Origin of the sequence: Parapedobacter pyrenivorans (assembly GCF_014636865.1) — a bacterium.
Taxonomy (GTDB): domain Bacteria; phylum Bacteroidota; class Bacteroidia; order Sphingobacteriales; family Sphingobacteriaceae; genus Parapedobacter; species Parapedobacter pyrenivorans.
Map to the genome: position 1 here is coordinate 245,841 of NZ_BMER01000002.1, position 24,375 is coordinate 270,215.

The 24,375-nt window shown below is 43.0% G+C and carries 25 protein-coding genes; 15 read left to right on the forward strand and 10 right to left on the reverse strand.

Going from position 1 to position 24,375, the window contains the following annotated elements; genetic code table 11:
- The first annotated feature begins 325 nt into the window (after positions 1–325).
- The 6 genes from IEV98_RS12850 (at position 326) to IEV98_RS12875 (ending at position 4,713) form a co-directional block, all read left to right on the forward strand.
- On the forward strand, positions 326–862 hold the full coding sequence (locus IEV98_RS12850) for a YfiT family bacillithiol transferase (RefSeq protein WP_188506411.1): 537 nt from the start codon (positions 326–328) through the stop codon (positions 860–862).
- A 504-nt stretch (positions 863–1,366) separates the two neighbouring features.
- Positions 1,367–1,681 (forward strand): hypothetical protein, encoded by a 315-nt coding sequence (locus IEV98_RS12855; RefSeq protein WP_188506412.1) that lies wholly within the window; start codon positions 1,367–1,369, stop codon positions 1,679–1,681.
- 276 nt (positions 1,682–1,957) lie between these two features.
- Entirely contained in the window at positions 1,958–2,260 is a 303-nt protein-coding gene (locus tag IEV98_RS12860; RefSeq protein ID WP_188506413.1) for a hypothetical protein, read from the forward strand.
- Positions 2,250–2,954 (forward strand): hypothetical protein, encoded by a 705-nt coding sequence (locus IEV98_RS12865; RefSeq protein ID WP_188506414.1) that lies wholly within the window; start codon positions 2,250–2,252, stop codon positions 2,952–2,954. Before IEV98_RS12860 ends, IEV98_RS12865 begins: the two co-directional genes overlap by 11 nt.
- 63 nt (positions 2,955–3,017) lie before the next feature.
- On the forward strand, positions 3,018–3,803 hold the full coding sequence (locus IEV98_RS12870; protein WP_188506415.1) for a hypothetical protein: 786 nt from the start codon (positions 3,018–3,020) through the stop codon (positions 3,801–3,803).
- Positions 3,804–3,840: 37 nt separating this feature from the next.
- On the forward strand, positions 3,841–4,713 hold the full coding sequence (locus IEV98_RS12875; protein ID WP_188506416.1) for a hypothetical protein: 873 nt from the start codon (positions 3,841–3,843) through the stop codon (positions 4,711–4,713).
- A 148-nt stretch (positions 4,714–4,861) separates the two neighbouring features.
- On the opposite strand, the gene IEV98_RS12880 is transcribed toward IEV98_RS12875, so the two are convergent.
- From IEV98_RS12880 to IEV98_RS12910, 8 genes are all read right to left on the reverse strand, one after another.
- Entirely contained in the window at positions 4,862–5,365 is a 504-nt protein-coding gene (locus IEV98_RS12880; RefSeq protein WP_188506417.1) for a hypothetical protein, read from the reverse strand.
- A gap of 1 nt (position 5,366) precedes the next feature.
- Positions 5,367–6,317, reverse strand: a complete 951-nt coding sequence (locus tag IEV98_RS12885; RefSeq protein WP_188506418.1) for a hypothetical protein — start codon at positions 6,315–6,317, stop codon at positions 5,367–5,369.
- A gap of 155 nt (positions 6,318–6,472) precedes the next feature.
- The gene (locus tag IEV98_RS12890) at positions 6,473–7,213 is read right to left on the reverse strand and encodes a sce7726 family protein (RefSeq protein ID WP_188506419.1); all 741 of its coding nucleotides are present in this window, start codon (positions 7,211–7,213) and stop codon (positions 6,473–6,475) included.
- 224 nt (positions 7,214–7,437) lie between these two features.
- A complete protein-coding gene (locus IEV98_RS12895; protein WP_188506420.1) occupies positions 7,438–8,703 on the reverse strand; it encodes a hypothetical protein in 1,266 nt (421 codons plus the stop codon).
- The gene (locus tag IEV98_RS24490; protein WP_229738731.1) at positions 8,703–8,879 is read right to left on the reverse strand and encodes a hypothetical protein; all 177 of its coding nucleotides are present in this window, start codon (positions 8,877–8,879) and stop codon (positions 8,703–8,705) included. Before IEV98_RS24490 ends, IEV98_RS12895 begins: the two co-directional genes overlap by 1 nt.
- Before the next feature lie 1,037 nt (positions 8,880–9,916).
- Positions 9,917–10,924, reverse strand: coding sequence for a PDDEXK nuclease domain-containing protein (locus IEV98_RS12900; RefSeq protein ID WP_229738732.1), 1,008 nt, complete (start codon positions 10,922–10,924; stop codon positions 9,917–9,919).
- Positions 10,925–10,937: 13 nt separating this feature from the next.
- Positions 10,938–13,157 (reverse strand): DNA/RNA helicase domain-containing protein, encoded by a 2,220-nt coding sequence (locus tag IEV98_RS12905; protein ID WP_188506421.1) that lies wholly within the window; start codon positions 13,155–13,157, stop codon positions 10,938–10,940.
- Positions 13,157–13,486, reverse strand: a complete 330-nt coding sequence (locus tag IEV98_RS12910) for a nucleotide pyrophosphohydrolase (protein ID WP_188506422.1) — start codon at positions 13,484–13,486, stop codon at positions 13,157–13,159. Before IEV98_RS12910 ends, IEV98_RS12905 begins: the two co-directional genes overlap by 1 nt.
- Positions 13,487–13,653: 167 nt before the next feature.
- Here IEV98_RS12910 and IEV98_RS12915 point away from each other — a divergent pair, with 167 nt between their 5' ends.
- From IEV98_RS12915 to IEV98_RS12930, 4 genes are all read left to right on the forward strand, one after another.
- A complete protein-coding gene (locus IEV98_RS12915; RefSeq protein ID WP_188506423.1) occupies positions 13,654–13,893 on the forward strand; it encodes a hypothetical protein in 240 nt (79 codons plus the stop codon).
- Between the two features lie 556 nt (positions 13,894–14,449).
- Complete coding sequence (locus IEV98_RS12920; protein WP_188506424.1) at positions 14,450–14,668, forward strand: helix-turn-helix domain-containing protein; 219 nt, start codon at positions 14,450–14,452, stop codon at positions 14,666–14,668.
- Positions 14,665–14,994, forward strand: coding sequence for a HipA N-terminal domain-containing protein (locus IEV98_RS12925; protein ID WP_188506425.1), 330 nt, complete (start codon positions 14,665–14,667; stop codon positions 14,992–14,994). Before IEV98_RS12920 ends, IEV98_RS12925 begins: the two co-directional genes overlap by 4 nt.
- Entirely contained in the window at positions 14,991–15,974 is a 984-nt protein-coding gene (locus IEV98_RS12930; RefSeq protein ID WP_188506426.1) for a type II toxin-antitoxin system HipA family toxin, read from the forward strand. The genes IEV98_RS12925 and IEV98_RS12930 overlap by 4 nt, the downstream gene beginning before the upstream one ends.
- 294 nt (positions 15,975–16,268) lie before the next feature.
- Here the strand turns inward: IEV98_RS12930 and IEV98_RS12935 are convergent, their stop codons facing one another.
- Entirely contained in the window at positions 16,269–16,829 is a 561-nt protein-coding gene (locus IEV98_RS12935) for a putative glycolipid-binding domain-containing protein (protein WP_188506427.1), read from the reverse strand.
- Positions 16,830–17,283: 454 nt separating this feature from the next.
- Between IEV98_RS12935 and IEV98_RS12940 the strand changes: the two genes are divergently transcribed.
- From IEV98_RS12940 to IEV98_RS24645, 3 genes are all read left to right on the forward strand, one after another.
- Positions 17,284–18,825 (forward strand): SulP family inorganic anion transporter, encoded by a 1,542-nt coding sequence (locus IEV98_RS12940; protein WP_188506428.1) that lies wholly within the window; start codon positions 17,284–17,286, stop codon positions 18,823–18,825.
- 799 nt (positions 18,826–19,624) lie between these two features.
- On the forward strand, positions 19,625–20,290 hold the full coding sequence (locus IEV98_RS12945; protein ID WP_229738733.1) for an AAA family ATPase: 666 nt from the start codon (positions 19,625–19,627) through the stop codon (positions 20,288–20,290).
- A gap of 137 nt (positions 20,291–20,427) precedes the next feature.
- Positions 20,428–20,709 (forward strand): DinB family protein, encoded by a 282-nt coding sequence (locus IEV98_RS24645; protein WP_307726856.1) that lies wholly within the window; start codon positions 20,428–20,430, stop codon positions 20,707–20,709.
- Between the two features lie 109 nt (positions 20,710–20,818).
- Here IEV98_RS24645 and IEV98_RS12955 read toward each other — a convergent pair whose 3' ends face one another.
- Positions 20,819–22,159 (reverse strand): eCIS core domain-containing protein, encoded by a 1,341-nt coding sequence (locus IEV98_RS12955; RefSeq protein WP_188506430.1) that lies wholly within the window; start codon positions 22,157–22,159, stop codon positions 20,819–20,821.
- A 240-nt stretch (positions 22,160–22,399) separates the two neighbouring features.
- Between IEV98_RS12955 and IEV98_RS12960 the strand changes: the two genes are divergently transcribed.
- Together IEV98_RS12960 and IEV98_RS12965 are read left to right on the forward strand one after the other, a co-directional pair.
- Positions 22,400–22,951: an RNA polymerase sigma factor gene (locus IEV98_RS12960; RefSeq protein WP_188506431.1), complete on the forward strand. Its 552-nt coding sequence runs from the start codon at positions 22,400–22,402 to the stop codon at positions 22,949–22,951.
- 111 nt (positions 22,952–23,062) lie between these two features.
- On the forward strand, positions 23,063–24,217 hold the full coding sequence (locus IEV98_RS12965; RefSeq protein WP_188506432.1) for a FecR family protein: 1,155 nt from the start codon (positions 23,063–23,065) through the stop codon (positions 24,215–24,217).
- The last annotated feature ends 158 nt before the right edge of the window (positions 24,218–24,375 follow it).

Genomic DNA, 24,375 nt, shown 5'->3' on the forward strand with positions numbered 1-24,375 from the left:
GCCCGTATAAGCATCGCTCCATCGGAAATATAAGCGACGATTCGACATAAGTTACCGATCCGCCGTGATATACCAGTTTTCTAAAATGAAATCAGCCATTATTGGTTATCGATGTGATTGCCTTGCCGGCGCAGGATTGCTTTGATCGTTTCCGATTACACATTCGGCTCGAAGATAGGTAATTGTAACTGTGTTTCCACGCTAAGAGCCTCTCTCTGGAAACTTTTCCTCCTATCGCCTTCTCTTTTTGAATTAATGGTAAAATAACGGAGATTTGTGACGGGCCATACACCATTCGGCGCCAGTTATCAAACTAACTAAACAAATGGAAGAACATTACTTAAGGTATCCGATCGGGCAATTTGACAAGCCTCCCGTTATAACAAAACCTGTAATCGAAAACTGGATAGAAACCATCGGTTCCTTCCCCGAACTGCTAAGCCTTGAAGTGGCTTTATTGGCTGACGAGCAACTTGATACCCCGTACCGGGAAGGAGGCTGGACCATCAGGCAGGTCGTTCATCATTGTGCCGATAGCCACATGAACGCATTCGTTCGTTTTAAACTTGCCCTAACCGAAGATAATCCGATAATCAAACCGTATAATGAAGCGTTGTGGGCTGAATTGAATGATAGCACATCGCTGCCGGTGGCATCGTCACTATTTATCTTGAAAGGCCTTCATCATCGGTGGTATAGTTTATTAAAAAACCTCGACCAGGAAGCGCTTAAACGGAAATATACCCACCCTGAGCATGGGCAAGAGTTTACATTGGAAGAAACTATAGGCATGTATGCCTGGCATTGCAGCCATCATTTGGCGCATGTAAAATCCGCAAAGCGAAAAGAGCTCTGGGGTTGATTTGATGACCCGAAATAAATGTTAACTTTGCGTCCTACACGACAGACATTACGTCTGCGGATCCGAAAACTGCTACTCAGTCCCCGCCAATGGCGGGGATTGTTGTTGAAGCATCGTAATACTAAATAGAAACCCAACCATTCGCCACGCTTAAGATTTACGGCATTATGAATAGCCCATTTTACCACATGGACGGCCCCGGAACGCAACACCGAGGTATTTTAGTAATCGATTTATCCCGTTAAGCCATTAAAGAACATCAAAAAGTAACCCCGGCTCTTTTATGTAAAAAGGGCCGGGGTCAAACCATTCCCTATGAAAGAAATGCTGCCTCCAAGGGGATTGGAGGACTTAAAACCTAAACCTATTTCGAATATCGGCATTGTAATTTAACCATGCAAGCAATTAGTTGACAAAAGTCGTTTGGGTTTCGGAATTGCCTCAACGAAAAAACTTTCTCTCTTAATTTGATAGGCTAATATTTTTAGTATTATATTTGCTTTCATGATTCGGCATATTGGAAAGAAAACAGAATCGATACCCAAGGCTGTAAAGCAGCTGATGCTTGACGCGTGGAATAAACAGCAGTGGATTTATGACCGGCTTGACGATAAGTGGTATACGCCGGAGGAATTTAAAACCGAGTGGACGGTGCTGGTTACCGCCTATAATTTGGAACGCTTCGTAGCCCGGTCGCCGGAGCTTGGTATCGCCGAGTCGTTGGAAACCTTGCGCCGCGCGCTGGAGCGCGCGGAGGAGTTTCATAAAAAGTTGCAGGGGTATTATGAGGTGGGGTTGAGGAGGAAAATAGGCAAGTGAGGAAATAGCGAGACTTATCTATTTTGCTATTCCATTAATCGAATTTGAAATCTTTAATCTCGTTTTGTATCTTAGCCACAAGCAATTAACCAATGTGACCAATTCTCTGTATCGTGAAACACAATAATGCTTTAGAATACTTTTACTCCTGCACGTCCATTTGCAATATTCAGTTCCCGGGGAATAATGAAGTAACGCCATCTAAATCCACGTCGAATATGATAGCAGTCGTCTCAAAGAGCGTGGACAATATTTATAATTAGCCTTAGCTGATAAATGGCAAAGCAGAACATATCACAAGCGGATCCGGATAAATCTTTAGAATTCCTAAAGTTTATCAGCAATCATTACGGAAAAATACTGGGCGGTCTTAGCATTATTGGTGCAATATTTACAGGCGGGTATCATCTTGGCTATAAAGTGGCATCAATCGAAATGGAAATGAAAATAAATGCCATAACCAATGAAAAAAACAAGGAGATAAATGAAGTCATAAGCCAGTACATTGACAAAAGACTTGAACAGATAGAAAATATCCAAGTTGAAATTAGAAAGGAGACAGTAAGCAATGAAAAATAATCTCTTGACCTTAACGCTACTGCTGTCATCTTTGATTATCATTGGTTTGACATCATACTTCGTATCGGTTATCAACAAACTACAAAACCAGATAGACGATCAAAATCAAATACTAAGCAGCTATGCAGAGATAGACACGAGGCTTAAAAAGGGGGAAAACGACTTGGTACAAACCTTAAACGAGTTCTTGTCTGGCGAATCTTATACTGTTGATGGAAAAGAAGTAAGCACAGGAGATTTTTTAATCTATCATAATAGAATGAAAGATTCCCTGCGTCTATACAAAGATTTTTATGAATATACTCAAGACCACTATGGGGTAAAATTGAAAAAGATATATCCAACCGATTCGACATATCGTATTGTAAGTGATCCACCGACTGCGGCGGATTCAGCCAGTCATCTTTATCCTCATTACAAAACTAAGGTGTACAGAAAAAATGACTCTTGGTATGTAATTACTACCGATTACGAATCTGTCATCAAGGACTACCAAGATGATTATAACAAATTAGCTAAAAGCTATCAGGAAACTGCTAATAAATATATTTCACTCGTTGACAGACATAATAAAGCAATAGAAGAAAATAATAAAGCAATCAAACAATACAAAAATCTATTTCAAGATTTGGCCGAAAAGGGATTAATTACTATCGATTCAACCGACACAGATTCTATAACGATATCCTATTAGCGGATATCAGTAGTCCAATGACATAAAAGACTAGAACCAATATTTGTAACATAAATTAGAAGCATGAGTTATATAAGTCATATCTATGTTATAGAATCTCTATTTACGCATGACAACAAAACAGGTAAGACCTTATACGACGACATAATAGTGCGTTCTATTTTGTTTTATAAAAAGAATATCCGCCATTTCTTCTTCCGTGCAGAAAACAAGTTGAGTTTTGAAGAGTTGTTGAACTATATTTCCGCAAATGCACATCTTACATCCGGGGGCATACTAGTCCACATTGAAGCGCATGGGAGTACAGACCTTGAAGGTCTGATCATTGCCGACGAAGACATCTTAACATGGGAACGCCTGGTAAATCTTTTGAGACCAATAAATATATCGACTAATAACAATTTATATCTGACATTAGCGTCTTGTTTTGGCAGGTATCTTTATAAAGGTGTCGACCCATATGAGAAGTCAGCTTACTGCGGATACATTTCAGCGACCAAAGCTGTTACAGAAGATGAGGTCTTGGGTAGCTTTCATCATTTATTCGAAGAGCTTATATCAAATGGCGGAAATTTAATCGAGGCCTATTTGGAACTTGAAAAAAATGGTGGCGGTTTTTTCTACAAAGATTCAAAACGTGTTTTTGAGGAGAATATTAAAGATGTCAGAAAGAGGATTGAAACTGATAAAGCAATCTTAGACGAAATTAAAAGAGATCCGGTTCTGAATGATATGTATAATAAAGGAGAAACAGACGACGACGAGCTAATGGCTATAATGCGTTTGGCTCTCTCAGATATAGCTAAAAAGCAAGGCGACGCGTTTAGATTTAGTAGCGGAATGACTTAGTCGAAAAATGTGAACCTTTTAAAAAGAAAAATTTGGCATGATAATCCAGCAGGGAACATTAGAAAAGTTAAGGGAATTAATCAACGAGGCAACTGAATATAGGTCAGGTCCAAAGTTAGTTGAATTTTTCAGAGACCTAGGATTCAATGACACGTACGGACAGGGGTTTCCATCAAGATGGGTTTATACACAGGAACGGCTTAATAAATTAAATGGAACTCCCGAACTCGACAAATGCATAAGAAAATTGTTTTCTCCGGTGAATTTTATTGGAAGATTTCAGGAGCTTGACAATCATATAAAAGGTTTTAATGACTACCTATCATTTGATAATTGGCTTATCATAAGAAATGGCAAAGAAATTACCTTTAAAAAAACAACCGATGACTACTTTAATGAAGTTGTATCTCAAAACGCCAAAGAAGATTTGAAGGAAGAAACCTTTCTAAAAAAGGAGTTCAGCGATATCAATCTTGAAAAATTAAACCTTGAAGGCCCAATGACTAACGTCCTTAAGGAAAGAGTGACCGAGATAGAAAATTGTTTGGCTTCAAGCAGTCCACTATCTGTCATCTTCCTAAGCGGCAGTACGCTTGAAGGGATATTATTAGGAGTTGCAATTAAGTATCCAAAAGAGTTTAATACTTCAGAATCGTCTCCTAAAGATAAGGAAGGAAAAACAAAGCCCTTTCATGAATGGACACTCAACAACTTTATTGATGCCGCAAGCGAAATTGGAGTTCTAAAAGAAGATGTGAAAAAATTTAGCCATAGTCTAAGAGGCTTTCGAAATTATATCCATCCGTTCCAGCAATTACATTCAAATTTCAGTCCGGATATTCACACTGCTAAGATTTGCTCTCAGGTACTAAAGGCTGCTATTCATCAAATCTCTAAGTTTAAATTATGATTGGTTAGAAAACTATAGTGCATTTGGGCAAATTGCTTCTTAATCTGACTTTAAACATTCGCGTAATAAAAAGAATAATGGTTTTGAAAGCATCTGTACAGGTGGGGCGGTCGAAATTAAATAAATAGTAGTATTGTAAGCCCCGATGTTATGCAATCCCTTCTTTCGACATAATAATATAAATTCTCTTAAGCACCATCAATATGGTGAGAAAAAACAAAATGCATAGAGAGATTGAGACGGTGTTTGCAACCAGTGCTACATAGAAATTCTCACTATTGGCAAACAAGAGAGAAACAACAGAAAATATGGCCAAGAGAATATTAAATGCAATATTTGAATGAATTTCCGCAGCCAATTTCTGCTTAACGGGGTCATTTTCGACATTGGTTCTAACTTTATCCATTATACCAAAAATAATGGCCAAAAGATTAAAAAGAAAACCCGCTATGATAGATATTGAAGCAATTAAAAAATTAATATAACTTTCGCCAACACATAATCTTTCAAAGACCCCAAAATAAATCCCGGCAGCTATCGGAAAACCAAAAAATAAAAAAAAGTCACTAAAGGAATAACGTCCTGTCCTGACATTTTGAAATGTCCTGATATGATCGACGACAATCTTAGATATGTTAATTTTTGAGAACATCTCATCTTATTTTACTTTCATGATAGTCCCTCATATCTTTTAACAATATATGGCATTGACTTTCCAAACTCGCATAAGTTGGCATATCATCAATAAACTCGATCTGATCTGTTACATTAAAATCGGGGGTCGTTTTACCTACGTTTTTCATATGGAAAGTTTTCTTAGAACCGTTATATTCCATTTCAAAATCCACTTCATCAAATCTATCGTTTAATTGCGGGATTTCCACCATCCCATGTTTATGCTCCGCAAAATATAACCTTTTTAGGAGTCCTTTAACCGGAAAACCATTTTTGGTTGTAACAATGGTTTTAATCTTCCCCGGTATTTTTTTATTTAACGAGTCCTTATCATACATATCTTCGATATCATCTGGAATATGGTTTTTTATAAATGACATTTCGAAAACCCGACCAACACTGAGCATTTTTTCAAAGACAGAAGACACCAAAAAATTATTAGCCTCAAAAAGCAAGGGGGCACCCAACTTTATCAAAAAATCATTAAATGAATCAACCAAAAGTTCTTTGATACCATAATTACTCTTTCGCTGCAAGATTAGATATCCAAACCTTCTATTTTCAGGAACATGCATAAAAAAATAAGTAGGAAGGATTTTTGCATGATTTTTCTCCATTACATATAAATCGTCACCCGTACTATCATCCACTACTTGTCCCCGTTGTCCAGACAGGCCACTATGGAGAAAACCTTGAAGGGTTCTATTGTCTACATCACGAGAAAAAGTTTCTTTAAATAACAGTGTTTTCTTTATCCCTTGTTTATCGAGTTTAGAATAATGGTTGTTTTTCCGATATTGTAAAAAGCTTCTAAATAAATCCAGAAAATCTTCTTTTGATTCATTGTATCTGGATAGAAACAAGTAATCAGACTTCCTCTTTTCTTTCAATTTAATGACATAAGTAGAAAGCAGTGTTAATTGGGCCATCTTTGTCGGGTTTTGTTATGCAAATAAGTTTCTATAGATTTCGTTTTAGGGGTTCAAAAAGAATCACTTTTCCTCCATTAAGCATACCAACAGTTCGCATAGGCTACGACTTCGTTGCTTGTCCCGTAGGTAAGGAAAATACATAGGCCGAAGGTTTAAATGTTAGTTTTCAATATCTTCTGCAGGCTAAGATAATGATTTTCATTTAAACCAAGAATATAAAAGGGGAAATTCAAGTAGTCGGGAAGGTCATATTCGCTAATTACACGATTGGTTCCCTCGCAAATACGACTTTTGATGATAGAATAGTAATGCCGCAGGACTTCCTCTACGGGAAAATCGGTCAAGATGGCCAAGCAAGTTTTGAAAAGGTGCACCGGAGTCACGTCTGGCAAAAACCCCGTCAAACGTTTTACAAGTTCTAAATATTCGGCCTTACGCAAGGATTTCATCATCGTACCGGCGTCAAGGAAATTGGTTTCCCGGATTGCCTTACGACTTTCCAACACTCCGCCATTGTCCGTAAACAGGATTAGACCGACTTTTTCGTTTACGACTGTGCGATATTTTGCTTCCAGCCTTTCGTGTACGAAAAGATAAACCTGCGAAAAGGCTTTGTAATAATCGGCAAGCTGGGTAACAAGCTTATCGGGATTGTCCAATTCAGTCTTGATTTCGAATACCTTGTTCGTCCCATTTACCAGCACGGCGTCGGCTACGGATTTACCAATACGAAACTCATTGAGCAGAATTGTATCGTCAAGTGAATATTTCCGAAGGATATACTGATTTAACAGGGCCGATTTGTAAAGGTATTCGTGGCGGTATTCTCGGAGCAAACCTTGGTAAGCCGTTGCAAGTAATTGATCTATGGTTTCCGGCCGGCCTGCTTCCATCTGTTCCCACCCCAAATACCTTTCATTCTCTTGACATAGCCAGGCCTTTTTGATTCGGTCATCAAGTGTCTGAACCCAGTATTGGACATCAATTGCGCCAATGAACGGACATCGACTTTAGGGGTCGTGGCTACAGCGGTCATGAAGCAAAGGTAGGAAAAGCTAAAGAAAGCTGAATACCAGTTTACCAGCTTTCCTTTACTTTAGTACGTACCCTGTCTCAATTACAAATCATTCCTGCCATAAAGCAATACGTTAGAAATTAAATATCTAAGCTTGAATTTAAGGTCGAAATCCATATCTAACAGCTCCGCTTTACCACACAGGCGTAGTAACGACGCCAAATTAGCAATATGACCGGCGTTTTTCCTTGTAAATAACTCCTGAAGACTGCGAACCTCTTTGAAAGGACTATTCCTGCTAATAAGCTTTTCTTCGATTTTCGCCCGTAGTTCGTCAAGATCTACAGATTGTTTAAAAAGGTAATAATCGCCTTTAAAATTATCGTATTCTTGAAAAAAATCCCGTATACCTTCGCAACTGTCCACAAAGTATTCAACGCCAACAACGTGCGACATGGTTCTTTCGACCTTGATATCCTCTATTCGCTTATTTGGAAAGAGGTAAAGTTTACCATCAATAAGCTTGGTCAACTTAAATTCGAGTGTGCTGTAATAACCAATAGAGGTATTTCCTTGGTCTTCATTTCGAATTGATATTGAAGGATGAATCGTCCCAACACCTTCAATTTTCTTAGGACTATCCCTTGTCAAAATAATCTCTATCTTCGATTCGCTAAGGGCCAATGAGCTAATCTTAAAATCGAAGGCCAAGTCAGTTCCTAAAATTTTATTAAGCTCAAGCATGGTTAACACAAAAGTTTCCGTTATGCCATATTCATTATAACGATCGGTGTTAATGCTTTTAAGAAACTTATCTTTTCCATCATCGAGAATTCGGAAGACCTTTTCAGGTACGTTCTTTGAATTTGACTTACTATAAAGTGAATTCCAAGATTCATTTACTGCTGCAAGCAAAGAATCGCCTCGAGTCCTCTTTTTTAGAAAATTAACATATTGCGTCAACTTTCGTCCTTCATAAAACATATTGACTGCATCATAAATAGCCTTAGCCTTAATGTCTTTATAAATGAGACCATCTGATTTTGTAAAACCTTCACCTATATCGAAATAAACATCACGCACTCCATCACTATTAATTGCAAAATAAGAGTGAACCTTATCAAATCTTGTTGTTAATCTCATCAGCGAAAAATGAGTGGAATACTGTTTAATGAGCTTATAAAGCGCGTCGATTTTTGCAATCTTTATCTTAATATTCTTAGAAAGATCATATTTATTTGACATATAGCTCCTTACCTCGGCATTTTTTAAGAGGCCTAGTAAATCATCTGAATAAACAAACCCATCGCCATCTTCCAGATCATCAAGTTTAAATACCTTTTGTTTAAGAAAGTGTTCAGACTCCATTATTTTTCCTCCTTTCTCACTCCCTTGAAAGGAGTACCGTCTTGTTTAACATCCATAAATCTGCCGGTGCCGGCGTCGCGTTTAACCCACTGATCTGTTTTGGGATTGTGTGTCTGGGAGCGGTCTCTTACTGCTCCGTGCCGACGATTGTCGCCGGACTTTCCATTAGTGGCCATATGAATCCTCCTTGTTATAGTTAGCAATCCGAGAGACGGCAGGCACTGGCACACCATGTAAAAACCTACCCGATTCAGTGAACGGATCAAATATTCTCACATAAATGCGACAAGGCAAAACAGTCCCATTAAAATTTCACACAGCTATTGGCATGGCTGAATGGCTTTGATAGCCCATGACACCAGAGAAAGGAGGTAAGGAAGATGTGACGAAATTATTATTTGGATTGCATACCAATTTGGATAACTTCGCCGTTCAAATTATACAATGAATCTTCATTCCGCCTTTCAAGGTGCGAGTGATAAATTTTTTACGAAGGGGCCGAGAACTCTCACCCTCTCGGTTCCTTCTAAAAAACTTCACTCCCTTGCGGTGCCTCGCGCACCACAATCAAAAATAAACCGTTCAACTCAATAATTCCGCATCACAAATCGGCAAGTTCTGAACACACCATCTTATCGGTGTAGCTCTTGCATATTGCTGAACGTGTCGTATAGGGAGGCCGGCTGATTTTGACTTATAATTAAATGCCGATCCTATCTTCTCGTTATCCGCTGGCACATAGACCGGCTCAAAGAACGATTTTTTAATCCAGCACTTGCATGAGGCGCTGAGTTAAACAAATATATATCGTTTAATTTCAGGACAGTAAGAATTATTATCCACAGAATGTTGAATTATACACATTGTGGATAAGTCACACTATCCAACCCTATTATTATGTACTGAAAATGAGCACATTATATACAACATACATAAACTAAAAAAGAGTCCTGTGGATAATTTATGTATTATTTCGGTACACGTATTGACTGATACAGAACTGTTTATCAAATCATCCGACTTAGACAGTCAAATATGCAAAAAGAGATCAATACTGCATTACGGGAAACCGTATAGACATAGGTTGGAATAAAGACGCTCCCTACTAAACTCGATCGCAGCGCATCCAGATTAAACTATGCAGTATGCATAGCATGCAACCGCTCCTTAAAAGGATTGGCAATAACTGTTTTGATAATGGGGCCGGTTATTTTCACTCATCCAACGTTTCCTCAATAACTGCGCGAAGCTCTTCTTTATTCGGCAGGTACAATTGGTATTTACTAACGAACAACTGCGAAGAGACGTTATGCATGGCATATTGAATGAGCAATTCATCCTTTTCTTTAGCCAACACGATACCAATCGGCGGATTATCCCCTTCGGTATTTTCTTCATTTTCGAAATAACCAAGGTACATGTTCATCTGACCGACATCTTCATATCCGGCTTCTTCACGCTTCAAATCGATCAATACAAAACATTTCAGTATGCGATGATAAAATACCAAATCGACGTAGTGATGCCGATTGCCCAAAGTAATCCGATATTGCCGACCAATAAACGCAAATCCTTTACCTAGCTCCAATAGGAAATGTTGCAGGTGCTCGATAATCCGGCTTTCCAATTCGGATTCGGTATAGTGATGCGGCTCGGGTATTTTCAGGAAATCCAGCACATAAGGATCCCGGATGATATCATCAGGTTTGGCTACCTGCTGCCCTTGCTTAGCCAGCTGGAGAATGCCATCCTTATCCTTGGATGCGGCTAACCGGAGGAATAAGGAGGATTTCTTTTGGCGTTTGAGCTCGCGCACATTCCATCTTTCATTGATAGCTTGCTTTTCATAAAAAGACCTCTCTAATGGATCGTCAGTCTTCAAGAGTTCTACATAATGCGACCAGCCCAATTTGTGAGACAGCGTCTCACAAATTGGATAAGTAATATATAATGATCTCATATGATTTAGGTTAGACCTACTGAATCCCTTACCGTACCGTATCGTCAAATCAGTGGCTAATTGCTCTAATAGCCTCTTTCCATATGCTGCGCGCAACGCTCCTCTCTGCTCAAACTCAACAATGTATTGTCCGATTTCCCAATAGGTATTTACTAAATGCGTATTTACGGCTTGGGCAGCGCGTTGCCTCCCCACCTCGTAGGTATTGGATATTTGATTGACTAATGCTTGATACTCCTGTTGGTTTACTAATTCCATCATAAGTTAGGTTAGATTATTGCATCGTTAAAACCTGCTCAAATATACCGATTACCGAGAAACTGCTTAACTCATCGTCTGCTAACCGCAACGGTTGATAATTGGGATCATGCGATTGTGGATTGAGCGTGATGGCCTGATGGTGCCATCCCTCCTCATCCTGGTATTTGGCGCTGTGGTATTCTTTAACGGTGTACTGTGACCCAAAATCGGCGTCTTGCCGAGTGGTATGCTGGGCCAAAACGATAAGTCCATTGCGGCTACCGCCCTGGTATTTCTTGAACAAACAAACCGAACCGTTGGGAATAACCTTGTTCATGGACTCCCCTACCACACGACAGGCAAAATGATCCTCGGAGATTCGAGTCCCTTCGGGAACTCGGATAAATTCCTTTTCACCATCGCTCACCTGCTGCTGCTCACTGAAATCACCGGCAGCAGCGGATAGGTCGTACAGTGGGACACTGTTTTCAAAGAGGACAAGCGGGACATCGCTACCCACCTCAGCTTTTCCCTCCGCAGCGGGATCATCTTCACCTGCTATCGGAATGAACCGCGCAAAATAATCGCGCAGGTCCGCATCACAGACATAAAGGTACGTTCCGTGAATGCCGCGCAGCATCAGCGTTTGGTAGATGTGGAGGATAAAACGCTTGAGCTGATCGGAACTTTTAACAGTTACCTTACCGTTGCGGTCGTGGTAATTCTCTTTACGGACAATGATTTCGCTCCTCGCTTTATCATAACCGATCTCAGGGCCGAAGATGACGCCCGTATAATTGAGGTCGTACCCCTGCGTGGTATGGATACAGCCCACCTCATTGAGCGAATTGGGCGAATTGATCCAATCGACGTTAACGCTGTTCCATTTTAGCCAGTGCGAACCGATTTGGATGTCATCAATATCCGGATTATTCTTAGACAGCCAGGGCCATGCAAAACCGGCGACCATACGGGCAAGCCGGTGCCCGCGGTCTTTTTTCTTGATGTGGGCTACGAGTTTCGGCAGGTCGGTGAATAGCTTGAAATCATAATCCTGCAGGGTGATTTTTCCTTCATTGGCAGGGAGCTCTCCATGGAGCAGCCGCGTCAAAAAACTTACATACTTTGCCCCGCCCCGAACGCGCATCTGCGAATTCAGGTATTCTAAACGGGTATCTGGCCGTTGTTTCAATCGGTCGAAAGTATCCGAAGGGATATCCGAGGGTTTGATGGATTGAAATTCATCGTAAAAGAAAATAGCTTTTTCTGATTGCTTCAATACCCAATCCATTTCGGTGTGGATGTGCTTATCGAATCCAAGCCGGTGGCTGGCTTGATCAAACGAACCGTATTGAGAAAGTCCTACTCGCTGTTTCAACCGATGTGCCTCATCGACCACTACAATATCGTAACGTTTCTTGGAAAGCTCGCTGGGGCCGATAACCATACTGGCCTTAAGCCCCTTGACATGTTTGAATATTTTCTTGACGGTTTCCCGAAATGATTCCATGGGAATAACCAATGCCATTTTTGGCTGCGGAAAACGCACCTGTAATTGTACAACCAGGTTATAAACTTCCTGCTCTTCCGGACCGAAATCGGCAAACCGGAAATCTGCTATCGGCGTGTTCAACAACTTAAAAAGGAAAACAGCAAGTATGGATTTTCCGGTACCGGCGGTACCTTCAATCACGATATTGCGATGCTTTTCATGAAGCAGTGACTGCATGATGAGCTTCAATCCCTTCACCTGATCGGTTGACAAACTTTTATAGGGCGAATACTTGAATAGGTCCGAATTGTTGATGTGTTCTATCGAATGCTGTGCAATGCCGCGCTTACGCAGCTCGTCCCAAACTGAACGGAAAATGGGTCGATAAACCTTTTCTTTTTCGTAATACGTATGGTTTGCCAATCCGAGGTTGGCGTTGAGCAGCTGATATTTTCCATCCCCCGATAGGTACTTGATCAGATTTGCTTCAAGGTCGAGCGTGGCGGATTTATTGAATTTATCACTGGAAATAAGGTAAGCATCTGTAAAATGTTGCTTGCCTGGATGACGTATGTGATTATTGAACCTACTAACGATATCAGTGGTTTCGCCCACGTAAGCGGATGGGGTCTTACCTGCTTGGCTATCCAGCATATAAACAACCGGCCAAAACTCGGAAGCGAACCAATAATCATACAAATCATCGGTTGGCCGTGAACCAAATGAAAATTGCTGGATATCAAATTCCCGTTCAGCCTGCATTATAACTCATCATATTTTTTTGCGCTCCCCTTGGCTTTGTTTATAGGGTATTTCTCGGCGTTTCTGGCGATCTTATCGCTTACTATCTGATTGACGTCAAGGTTGTATTTGTCGGCCAGTTGCAGGGCAAAGGCAAATACATCGGCCAGCTCTTCCTTGACCTTTTGCGAGTCGGCATCTTCGGCTTTCTTCCAAAGGAACAATTCATTAAGCTCTGCGGCTTCGATGCTGAGCGCCAATGCCAGATCCTTGGCGTTGTGGAATTGCGCCCAATCGCGCTCTTCGTTGAATTGCCGTAGCTTATTGATAAGGTCTTGCCAGTCGCTCATATGCATTGCAGGTTTGTGGGTTAAAGATAGGGAATTTTGAGTAGAGTATGGGATATGCAAATAGTGTAGAACATTTGAAGCATGGTAATGGTTAACACATCATACCAAAAGGACTAAAATTCAGCGGTTTAACAATAAGAGCTGACGATTACTTAAATAAATGAATTATGAAACACGAAGAAGGAAACATTATCGCCATTTCCGGCCGACCGTTTATCCCCGGCATGCTGCTTCGACAGGATCAGACCATTGATCGAAACGGCATAGTTGCCGACATCACCAAAGAAGAAAGCTACTTCAACAAAGGCGGAATCCGATGGATCCGCCGCGAACTAAGTACTGGATATATTCATCACGACCTGTCACCAGAAGGGTGGGATGAATTGGTGAAGGATTTCCCCGATTAATTGATCAAGTAGACGAAAATAAAATAAAAAAGCATGCGAAAGGCAAGAATAAGATTACTGGACAAAAATGCAGAAGCTAATTTGGTGGCAATGTTTAAAGAAAATGACGATTTTATACTGCATTTAAGCAACCTCAAACAGACTATGAGGGGCCTCTACACAATCATTGAAACCAACCCTAACTTATCAGATCCAATAAAACCACAATTCGACACCTTTAATAAACTCATTGGTTTTATCTCTTCAAAGATCCATTTCCCCAGCTCGTTGATCACCGACAGCGACTCGGTCAGCCGCAGTTCCTTGATCTGTTCGGCTCTCCCCGGTCTTTCTCTACCTTTCCGGTATTGTACATGACGGCCTTGAAGGCGGCAGATTCTTAAAGATCTTAACGATCATGGCGGTATGTTTGTACCTACCTAACATGCATTAAACCGCACTATTGGTGACTGATTAAGACTATTGGCAAGTATTACCCCTTAAAAGTGCATCAAAATGCACTTTCTATTGATACATTTAATTCTATTACCTATTTTTGTGTAAAAAGAGCCGTATAATGCACTTAAAGAAAATCATACAACTGGTAAAAGACCGTCGGGAATCACTTCAGGTCACCCAGGAAGCGCTGGCTGAACTTTCAGGTGTTGGTTTAAGAACATTAAAGCAATTTGAAAGTGGCAAGGGCAATCCGACATTGTCCACTGTTCAGCACATTGCGGATGCCCTGGGCATGGAAGTAACGTTGACAATCAAGGACTTACGCACAGATCAATGAGAAGGGCAAAGATATTATTCAAGGAAAGAGAGGCTGGGCTACTAACGCAGCATGATGATGGCACGTTTATGTTCCAGTATCATGACTTTTGGGTTGAGAATGCCGAACGACCTCCGATCAGCCTAACCCTTCCAAAACGAAGGGAACCTTATGAGTCTGACTTTCTTTTTCCGTTTTTCTATAACATGTTACCGGAAGGTTCGAACAAGCAGGTCATCTGTAAACTCAATCAGATAGATGACGATGATTATTTCGGCCTGTTGATGGTAACGGCCAAACATGATGCGATCGGAGCTGTGCGCGTCCAAAAAACTGACGAAATATGACGTTGCCTGTTATCACACATTGTCCGGGAACACTGGCTCCCAACCACACTACGTATAGCCGTCCGTGCCTTGTTAAAGTCTTCGATGGGAAGAAAGTCAGTCCTATCCTGCCATTCGGTTCACCGGCCTCTGACCCAGATTTGGCCGAAGCGTTTGACCTGAACAGACAGGTGATGTCTATTTCTGGTGTCCAGGAGAAGTTTTCACTATCGTTGGATAAGAATAAGTTAAGGCTTATCCATGAAGGCGAACAAGGCACGTATATTCTGAAGCCTATTCCAAACGCAAGTAGACGCAGGGAGCAAATGCCTGCCAACGAACACCTGACGATGCAGATCGCACGGCAGGTTTACGGTATCGACACGGCAGAGAATGCGTTGATATTTTTTGGAGATGGAAGGCCGGCCTATATCACGCGACGTTTTGATCTGGATAAAAATGGGGGTAAACTTGCCCAGGACGATTTTGCGTCTTTGGCAGGGAGGACACCTCAAACCCAAGGTACGGATTATAAGTACCAGGGGAATTATCTGGAGCTTTTTGAGTTAATGCAGAAGTTTGTTCCGGCCTACCGGGTTGAGGCTCCGAAACTGCTAAAACTAATCCTGTTCAATTATCTATTTTCAAACGGCGATGCCCATTTTAAGAATTTTTCGCTATTGGAGACGCCTTTAGGAGATTATCGGTTAAGTCCCGCCTATGATCTGGTTAACAGCAGTATACACATCAGGGATCGTGAATTTGCTTTGCACGATGGTTTGCTGCCGAAAAATATTGCCCAGGGAAAGATCCAGCATCAATTTTCTGTCTTAGCGGATAACGCTGCGATTACCAAGCCGATATTCGATAAAATTGTGGCATTGATGTTATCAAACGGTGAGCTCGTAGAAAAACTGACCTTTGCTTCGTTTTTGGACGATGCCACGAAGAGAAACTATTGGCAATCTTACCAAGGGAGGATAACGCAATTGATAAAATAGCATAAATATGGAAAGAGAAAAAATTGAGGACCAAGGGAAATACATGGCTAGATTTGGAACTCGTAGGCCATTTTTAAAGACCGCCTTTTCATAATCGGTATCCAAGAATTGCGTGAAATCTAAAAGGGTATGACCATTCAATCGATGCTTAATTTACACGCTGCCATCCCTAATTCCCATTTAATTATTCTACCGGTTGTTCACCTTACGAACAGTGAAAGCAAGGACGAATTTGAAAGATTGATTTTAGCGTTTTTGGGAGAAAGTGTGGTGTAACAGTTCATGTTTCTGTTATCATTGAAGAAATGCTATTCTTTCAAATAGTTCGGGATAACTAATTACTAGGCCTGATTTATCAATGGTTATTACTGCTTCAAAATCGTTTGGCACGTTCTCGTATTTATATCTTTCTGCACTCAGCCGTGAATATTTCTGAGAGCGGGCTGCTATGTTTTGTTCCAGTACGTCGATATAGATAACATCGATATGCGCTTGCTGGCCATCTTCTAATTTTAACCGGTTAATCGGAAACGAATTAGACAACGGGGTTAAAGAAATATCAATATCGGTGCAGGTAGAGAAATCGTTGACGACTGATCCATTAATACTCCAATGCCCGTTGGCTTTCCGTCCTTCGACTTGGAATGGAGAACTATTGATTTTTGCGTTAATGCTGAAATGCTGTACTTCCCAGCTTTGGTTTGTATCGATAAAGTAGACGATGCTGTAAATCTGATTATCCAGATGCCCCACTATCGCCGAGTCAATTTTCACACCTTCTTCATCGAGCTGGATTATGCAATGTTCGAGGGAGTTGTAATATTTTCCCTGCCAGAGGGTGGTGATATCTCGCATTTTTAAAAAAAGTATACTCGCTTTTTCCGTTACTCGTTAAGCACATATTAGATTACCAAGACGCAGCTTTAATCTTATTTGTGAAAGATACGACTATTATCCAAAAACCTAAAACTAATGGCCTTGAGCTTGCCATCTCACAAGTGAATGTCGATCAACGGAATGCTGCCTATACACAAATACTTCATAGCTAACCGAGTAATTGCTAACCTATACGGGTTTACTAAGGCTTAAAAAAATCCCTTGGTCTCGCCGGTTTTTTTTCTAATTTTGCCGCAGAAATGAAACTTCGTATTCAACATAGTCCGGTTACACCGCCTTAATTACCTCTTCTCAGCGAGGCAAGACGGTCCCTATTTCCAGGGAACCGAATACTCCATCTTTCCATTTTGTAAGCAACAAGGGCTTCGGTAGCCGCTTTTCGTTTAATTAATTTCCATTTACTTATTTCATTATGCATCCTTATTTACGTCTATTCGACTTTAAGCAAAAGGTCGACTACAAAATCGAAATCCTTGCTGGCCTGACTGTGGCGCTGGCACTTATTCCTGAGGCTGTCGCCTTTTCCATGATAGCTGGCCTGCCGCCCCTTGTTGGATTATATGCTGCCTTTGTGGTAGGTTTGGTTACTGCGATACTCGGCGGAAGACCGGGTATGATCTCCGGAGCTACCGGCGCAATTGCGGTCGTCATCGTAGCCCTGGCCAAAACCCATGGCATCGAATACGTGTTCGCAACGGTGATCCTAGCGGGAGTGATACAGATTGTCGTCGGGCTGCTTCGTCTCGGCAAACTGATCCGTCTGGTCCCCCACCCGGTGATGTTTGGATTTGTCAACGGCTTGGCGGTCATTATCTTCATGTCCCAGCTGGATCAATTCAAGCATTCGGTAAACGGTGAACTGGAATGGATGACCGGCCAACCGCTGTTTCTGATGCTCGCGCTGGTAGCACTGACTATTTCCATTATGATTTTCCTTCCGCGGTTTACCAAGGCAGTGCCGGCTTCGCTGGTAGCCATTGTCGTGGTGTTTATTTTAGTGGTCAGCTTCGGCCTCGAGACGAAAACCGTGGGCGATATTGCTTCCATTAAGGGCGGCTTCCCCCCGTTTCACCTGCCAGGCGTACCCTTTACGCTGGAAACCCTACAGGTCATCTTTCCCTATGCGGCCATCATGGCCGGAGTGGGGCTTATCGAGAGCCTGCTTACGCTCAACCTGATCGATGAAATTACCGAAACGCGCGGCCGCGGCAACAAGGAATGCGTAGCCCAGGGAAGCGCTAATATCCTCAGCGGCCTATTTTATGGTATGGGCGGCTGCGCCATGATCGGCCAGAGCCTCATCAACATTTCTGCAGGCGCCAGGGCCCGGCTTTCGGGCATCGTGGCTGCTGTGATGCTGCTGGTTTTTATTATGTTCGGCGCGCCGCTTATCGAGAAAGTGCCAATGGCCGCCCTTACCGGTGTGATGATCATGGTCGCCGTTGGCACGTTTGAGTGGATTAGCATCCGCATGATCGGAAAAATGCCCCGGCACGATATTTTTGTGGGTATACTGGTGGCGGCAATCACCATCTTCCTGCACAACCTGGCACTGGCGGTGCTCATTGGCGTAGTGATCGCGGCTTTAGTGTTTGCCTGGGAAAGCGCCAAGCGCATTCGCGCGCGCAAGTACGTCGATGAGCAGGGCATTAAACACTATGAGATTTACGGCCCGTTGTTCTTCGGCTCGGTCACGGCGTTCAACGAAAAGTTTGATGTGCTCAATGATCCCCAGGAAGTGATTATCGATTTTCGTGAGAGCCGCGTGGCAGACATGTCGGGCATCGAGGCGTTGAATAAACTGACCGAGCGCTATCATAAGGCGGGTAAAAAATTGCACCTGCGGCACCTCAGCGAAGATTGCCGCCGCCTTTTGGGAAATGCCGGCGATCTCATTGACGTAAACATACTGGAAGATCCTACCTATAAAGTTATGACTGATCAGGTAAAATAAGCAAGGAAAAACGTAATCGCAATTATCTGTTTTATCTCTTGTTGAATAGGTACTGTTTTTAGCCTTGAGAAATACCCGATGAAGAGAATTCTCGGCGGATAAATTCTGACAAAATCACAAGGTTGTTCGTATAAAACGCGTGATGGCGTCTTGACTGCTGAAAGATGTTGGATAAGGGAATTAGGTGGCAACCAGGAGATTGAGGTGATGTACAATACACACGCACATTGGATAATCTGTTGCCAGCCATGCATTTAGTAGAAAAGACTTATCTCTTTGATAATTCCGGCGAAACAATGCTGTAATTGCGGAAACAACAGAGGGTCAACTGACCACTTTAGTCGAACAAAACCAAGTTCCCAACTGGTTTATTGAATATATCATCAACAAACTCTCATAGCTGTCGGCCGATGACCCGAGCTCTTTTGGAGATGCTAACAGAAAAAGTTAAAAGTTATAGGATCACTTCAACCTAAATCTGAACAGAATCAATCCCCGCTGCTCACGCGGCGCCCACTCAATTTCGTTAAACAGGGCCGCTCGGACTGCACGTTCGCACTTATCCCAAAGCGCCTTGTCAGTGAGTGTAGTTCCTCTTAAACTTACCCGCGCCAAGGTGATCCGGCCGTCGCTGAAAAAAATGTAGACCAGGAAATTACTGCGATTTTCTTATCTAAAAAAGCATTGCTATCTTGGTTGTGATTTTACTCTTATCAGGAAGACAGCGATCATGCCTTTTTTATCTCAAATATCATTGCCGCCCTTAAATAATGCCACTTATCTAGCAAGTATTCCAAGTTTGAACAATGGTTTACATCTCAACCTAAAAAAGAACGTAACATTTTTCGTCGGGGAGAATGGTTCTGGAAAGTCCACATTGCTGGAGGGTATTGCCGAGCAATGCGGCTTCAATCTCAGAGGAGGTAACCGAAATCACAATCCAAATAGCGGCTACCGCTTTGAGGGCTATGAATCGGCACTTGCGCCCTACCTGAAATTGTCCTGGACGCCGCGCCGGATTAACAGTGGTTTTTTTATGCGGGCGGAGAGCTTTTTCAATTTCGCTTCTTATATCGATGAACTGGCCGAGGACGACAACCGGATTCTTAAGGCATACGGTGGCAGGTCGCTGCACGAACAGTCTCACGGAGAATCGTTTCTCTCCTTATTTAATAATCAATTTGAGGCTGGCATCTATCTCCTCGACGAACCCGAGGCAGCACTATCTCCGGCAAGGATACTGTCTTTTATGTCGATAATGCACGCGCTTGACCAAGACGGTAGGGCTCAATTCATTATAGCCACCCACTCACCTATCCTCATCTGCTACCCTGGTGCGTCCATATATCAATTTGACGAGGAGGGTATACGGGAAACTCACTATGAGGATACAGAGCATTTCTATCTCACTAAATCGTTTCTGAACAATCCGGAAATTTATCTTAGACATCTAATGGACAACTGATGCGTAATAGAGTTTGATAGCGTTGTTATTTCACCGAAGAACAAATCAAAGTTTATTGGGGATCTGATAAAATTGAATCCGGAGATTGAGGTGATTTGACCGGCGATTTTACCACTCCAAGGCTCAACTGACTAAATATGGAAGAACATTATTTTTTAAGGTATCCGATTGGGCAATTTGACAAGCCGCCCGTTATAACAACACCGGTAATCGAAAACTGGATAGAAACCATCGGCTCCTTCGCCGAACTGCTAAGCTTTGAAGTGGCTTTATTGGCTGACGAGCAACTCGATACCCCATACCGGGAAGGTGGCTGGACCATCAGGCAGGTAGTTCATCATTGTGCCGATAGCCACATGAACGCATTCACGCGTTTTAAACTTGCCTTAACCGAAGATAATCCGGTAATCAAACCGTAAAAAAAAGTGCTCAATTAAGCTGAAACTCCAATTTCAGAAATGAGGGACTGTCCGATTCCGAACAGTGTATGTTCGATTTTAGCTGCAATCAATAAGAAGTGGTCTGCCATTACATTTGACCTCCTATTTTAAGGAGTTTATCCATGGGAATTTTAATTCCATAGCCTGAAGCGCCTTCCAAATTTGCGCTAATGGCCGCTACGTGATCTGCAGGCGGGGCGAGTATGGACTCATCAAATCCAACCAAGGCTCCGGCAGGTCCGGTAATTTGTATACCATCTGTTTGGTCACTACCTACGATTGATTCTAGATGCTTTAGATGTTCTGGTAATATAAACGGATCCCAAGTCTGAAGGCGTTTATCCCTATCCCCTGAATGCTGGCCTGACTTGGCGTTTTTTTGATCCTTAATCCTTATCGCACGCATGTCTTCCGCCTCCGCATGCGTGTCTGGATCTCCGACCTTCTGACTCAACAGTTCGATTACCTTTTTTGAAGCTGCTCCCGGTGCAGGCGTCAATTGAACAAATTTAAAACCAGTATGGTGTTTTACAACGACGTCAATAGCCATCTTCATCATTGCCGCCCCTAGCCCACCCTCCATGCCATCTTCTGACCGGGTATGCATGGCCAGGAATTCACCTTTCGGCTCCAGTTGAACCGCACCGGCATATACCCATTTCTTTTTATCAACTTCACGCCACCCCTCCACGTAAAATGATTCGGCGTCTTTTGTATAATACAAAGCAATACCACTTGATTCACCAATTTTTTCTATGAGTTGACGATCGCTATGTGGTGTCCATTTTGATCCACCGTATTGAATTACTGAAGCGTGCGTGACGGACTGACTAGCGCTTTGTAGTTGTATAGGTGCTTTGTGCTTTGAATCGTTGGGGTTGCTGATTTCGTCTATTTCAAGTGAATGCATGGTCGCTTTTGCACCCATTGTATCTGCTTCGGTCTCCAACTTTTCGTCATTATTTATACTTGCCCCGCCCTTCATTTGCAAGGTGGGCTGTACCCTCCCCTGCTTCTGCTGCACCACGTGCCACGCTTCGTGCGGCAGGTGCTGTTCCTGCCCAGGTGCGATATGGATGTCTGTACCCTGTGCGTAGGCGAGGGCTTGCAGCACTGTTGGTTTATCGGAGTTGAAATGTACCTTCACATCGTCCATGGAGTAGCCCGATAGGTTCTCGATGCCTGCTTTGAGGTTATCGGGTAGTCCCGTACGGTTCGGACGTTTGCCATCAGCCAAGGTTTTCAATTGGGTGATTTCGTTTCCGTGTGCGCTGGTATCGGCCATCTGCTGGGCACGCACCTGCACGTGAGCTTGCAATCGATTATCCGCAAAGCTGTCGGATTGCTGATCTGCTCGCCCGCGTTGTTTCCTGGGGGATGATTGCAACGGTGCGGCCTTAACGGTGTTTTCTTTGTATAGCGCTTTCATAATCACTTTGGTTGAACCAAAGTTAAGACAGCGTGACGAAGTTTTATTTCGCTGTATTGGAGCGGCTGGGAAACTAGTCGCGAAAAGGTAAACCGCATTGGAGCAGCCGTAAGCGGCACGCTCCTAACCAACAAACAGTTAACATTAGGGTAATGAAAAATTGACTTGGTTTCGGTATCTTTGGACAGTGCCAATTGAATTTTTTGACTGCGGAACAGATATTCAAACAAGTATATTATAATGTCTTCTGACTGTACAATAACCGACGCCGAGCTGGTTGTCGATCTTTGCAACGGCGACAGCAACGCTTTTTCCGAAATATACCGGCGATATGCGGAGTCAATCTATCTATTGCTCCGGAAAAAAATCGGTTGCCGGGAAGAAGCGAAGGATATTGCCCAAGAAATATTCGCCTCACTTTGGCAAAAACGCCAAACGCTACCGACAGACACTTGCGTTTCTGCCTATTTGTTTGCTGCTGCAAAGTACCGGGTCATTAATTATATGGCGCATCAGAAGGTCTGCGGAACGGCTCTTCAGGATTTGTCCAAACGTCTCCATGCCGGAGTGCCGGCTACCGACCATTTGGTGCGTGAGCGCAACTTATCCGAAGTCATCGAAACTGCCGTGTCCGACCTTCCGGAGAAAATGCAGGTAATCTTCCGGATGAGCCGCCACGAGCAGCTCACCCACAAGGAAATTGCTGAAAACCTCAACCTGTCCGAAACCACCGTCAAAAAACAGGTCGCCAACGCCCTGAAGATCCTAAAACCAAAAATCGGATTACAATAATCGCCTTATTTACAACGATCTGCAAACTTTGTTAAAAAAAATGGGGTTTACCCTACTCCCAATCCGCAGTTGAACTGACTATATACCCGTACGCACCAGCGTAAAGGTATCATGACGGAAGACGAGAAAATACATCAACTGCTGAAACGCTACCTAGCGGGGGAATGCACCGATGCTGAGCGGAAGATCATCGACCAGTGGTACGAAGCCATCGATCATCAACCTATCGGTGGTGCACTCCGCGAAGAGATAAGCGAAGACCTGAATGCGATACGTGCGCATGCCGGCCCCCAACCGCCCAGGCGCCCACTCCGTTGGTTCCATTACGTATCGGCGGCCGCAGTACTTGCAGTAGCAATCAGCGTTGCGGTAACGTTATCCGAACCTTTTTCTGCCGGCAGCCCGGCGGTCGAAACTGCCTCCCTTGAAGCTAGGCAGATCATGCCCGGCTCAGACAAAGCGACGCTAACGCTGTCTGATGGGCGCGTCATTTCACTCGATGAGCTGGCCATCGGAGTCTTCGGAAGAGAATCAGGCGGTCAATTGATCAAGAATGAGGAGGGAAGTTTGGTTTATGAATCTTCTCGGGAATCTATAAAGCAATCCACCAGAGCCGAACTCCATACCATGACCACACCCAATGGTGGCCAGTATCGGCTTACGTTACCTGATGGCAGCCGCGTTTGGCTTAATTCAGCGTCTTCGCTGACCTACGCGGTAAACCTTTTTGAGCGGGAGCGCTCGGTAACACTATCCGGCGAAGCGTATTTCGAAGTCATGTCTGATAGCCGGAAACCTTTCCGCGTGATCACAGACAAGCAAACGGTAACGGTTCTCGGAACAAAATTCAACATCAATAGTTACCACGATGAGCCTGGTACAAAAACGACCTTGGTGGAAGGCAGTGTGGATGTCAGCACCGATCAGGCTTCCCGTCCAATCCGACTCGCCCCCGGGCAAGAATCTTTTGTAGATGGCTCGGGGCATCCCGCCGTGAGGCAAGTTGACGCAGGTAGTGCCATCGCCTGGATCAACGGCTTGTTCCAATTTGAGGGTAGTACGATTGATGAAGTAATGCGGCAACTTGCTCGATGGTATGACGTGGAAGTTGTTTTTGACGGTACCCCCCCGAGGGGCAAGCTTTACGGAGAGGTCAATCGCAATACCACTGCTGATACACCACTTGAGCTGCTTTCGTTCTTTAATTTTAAGTATGATGTCTCAGCCGTAAACGGCAAGGCACGGATCACGATAACGAACAATTAAAACAAGGAGGACCTGCATGACGACCATTTTTTGACCATACAACAGGGAGGGAAAACGCGCCTTCTGACGGCAATCAGAAGACGCATTAGACGTTGAGTCAACCCATTAGTAATTAGCGACATTAAAAACAGTATTCACTCAAACATTACAAAAGTAAT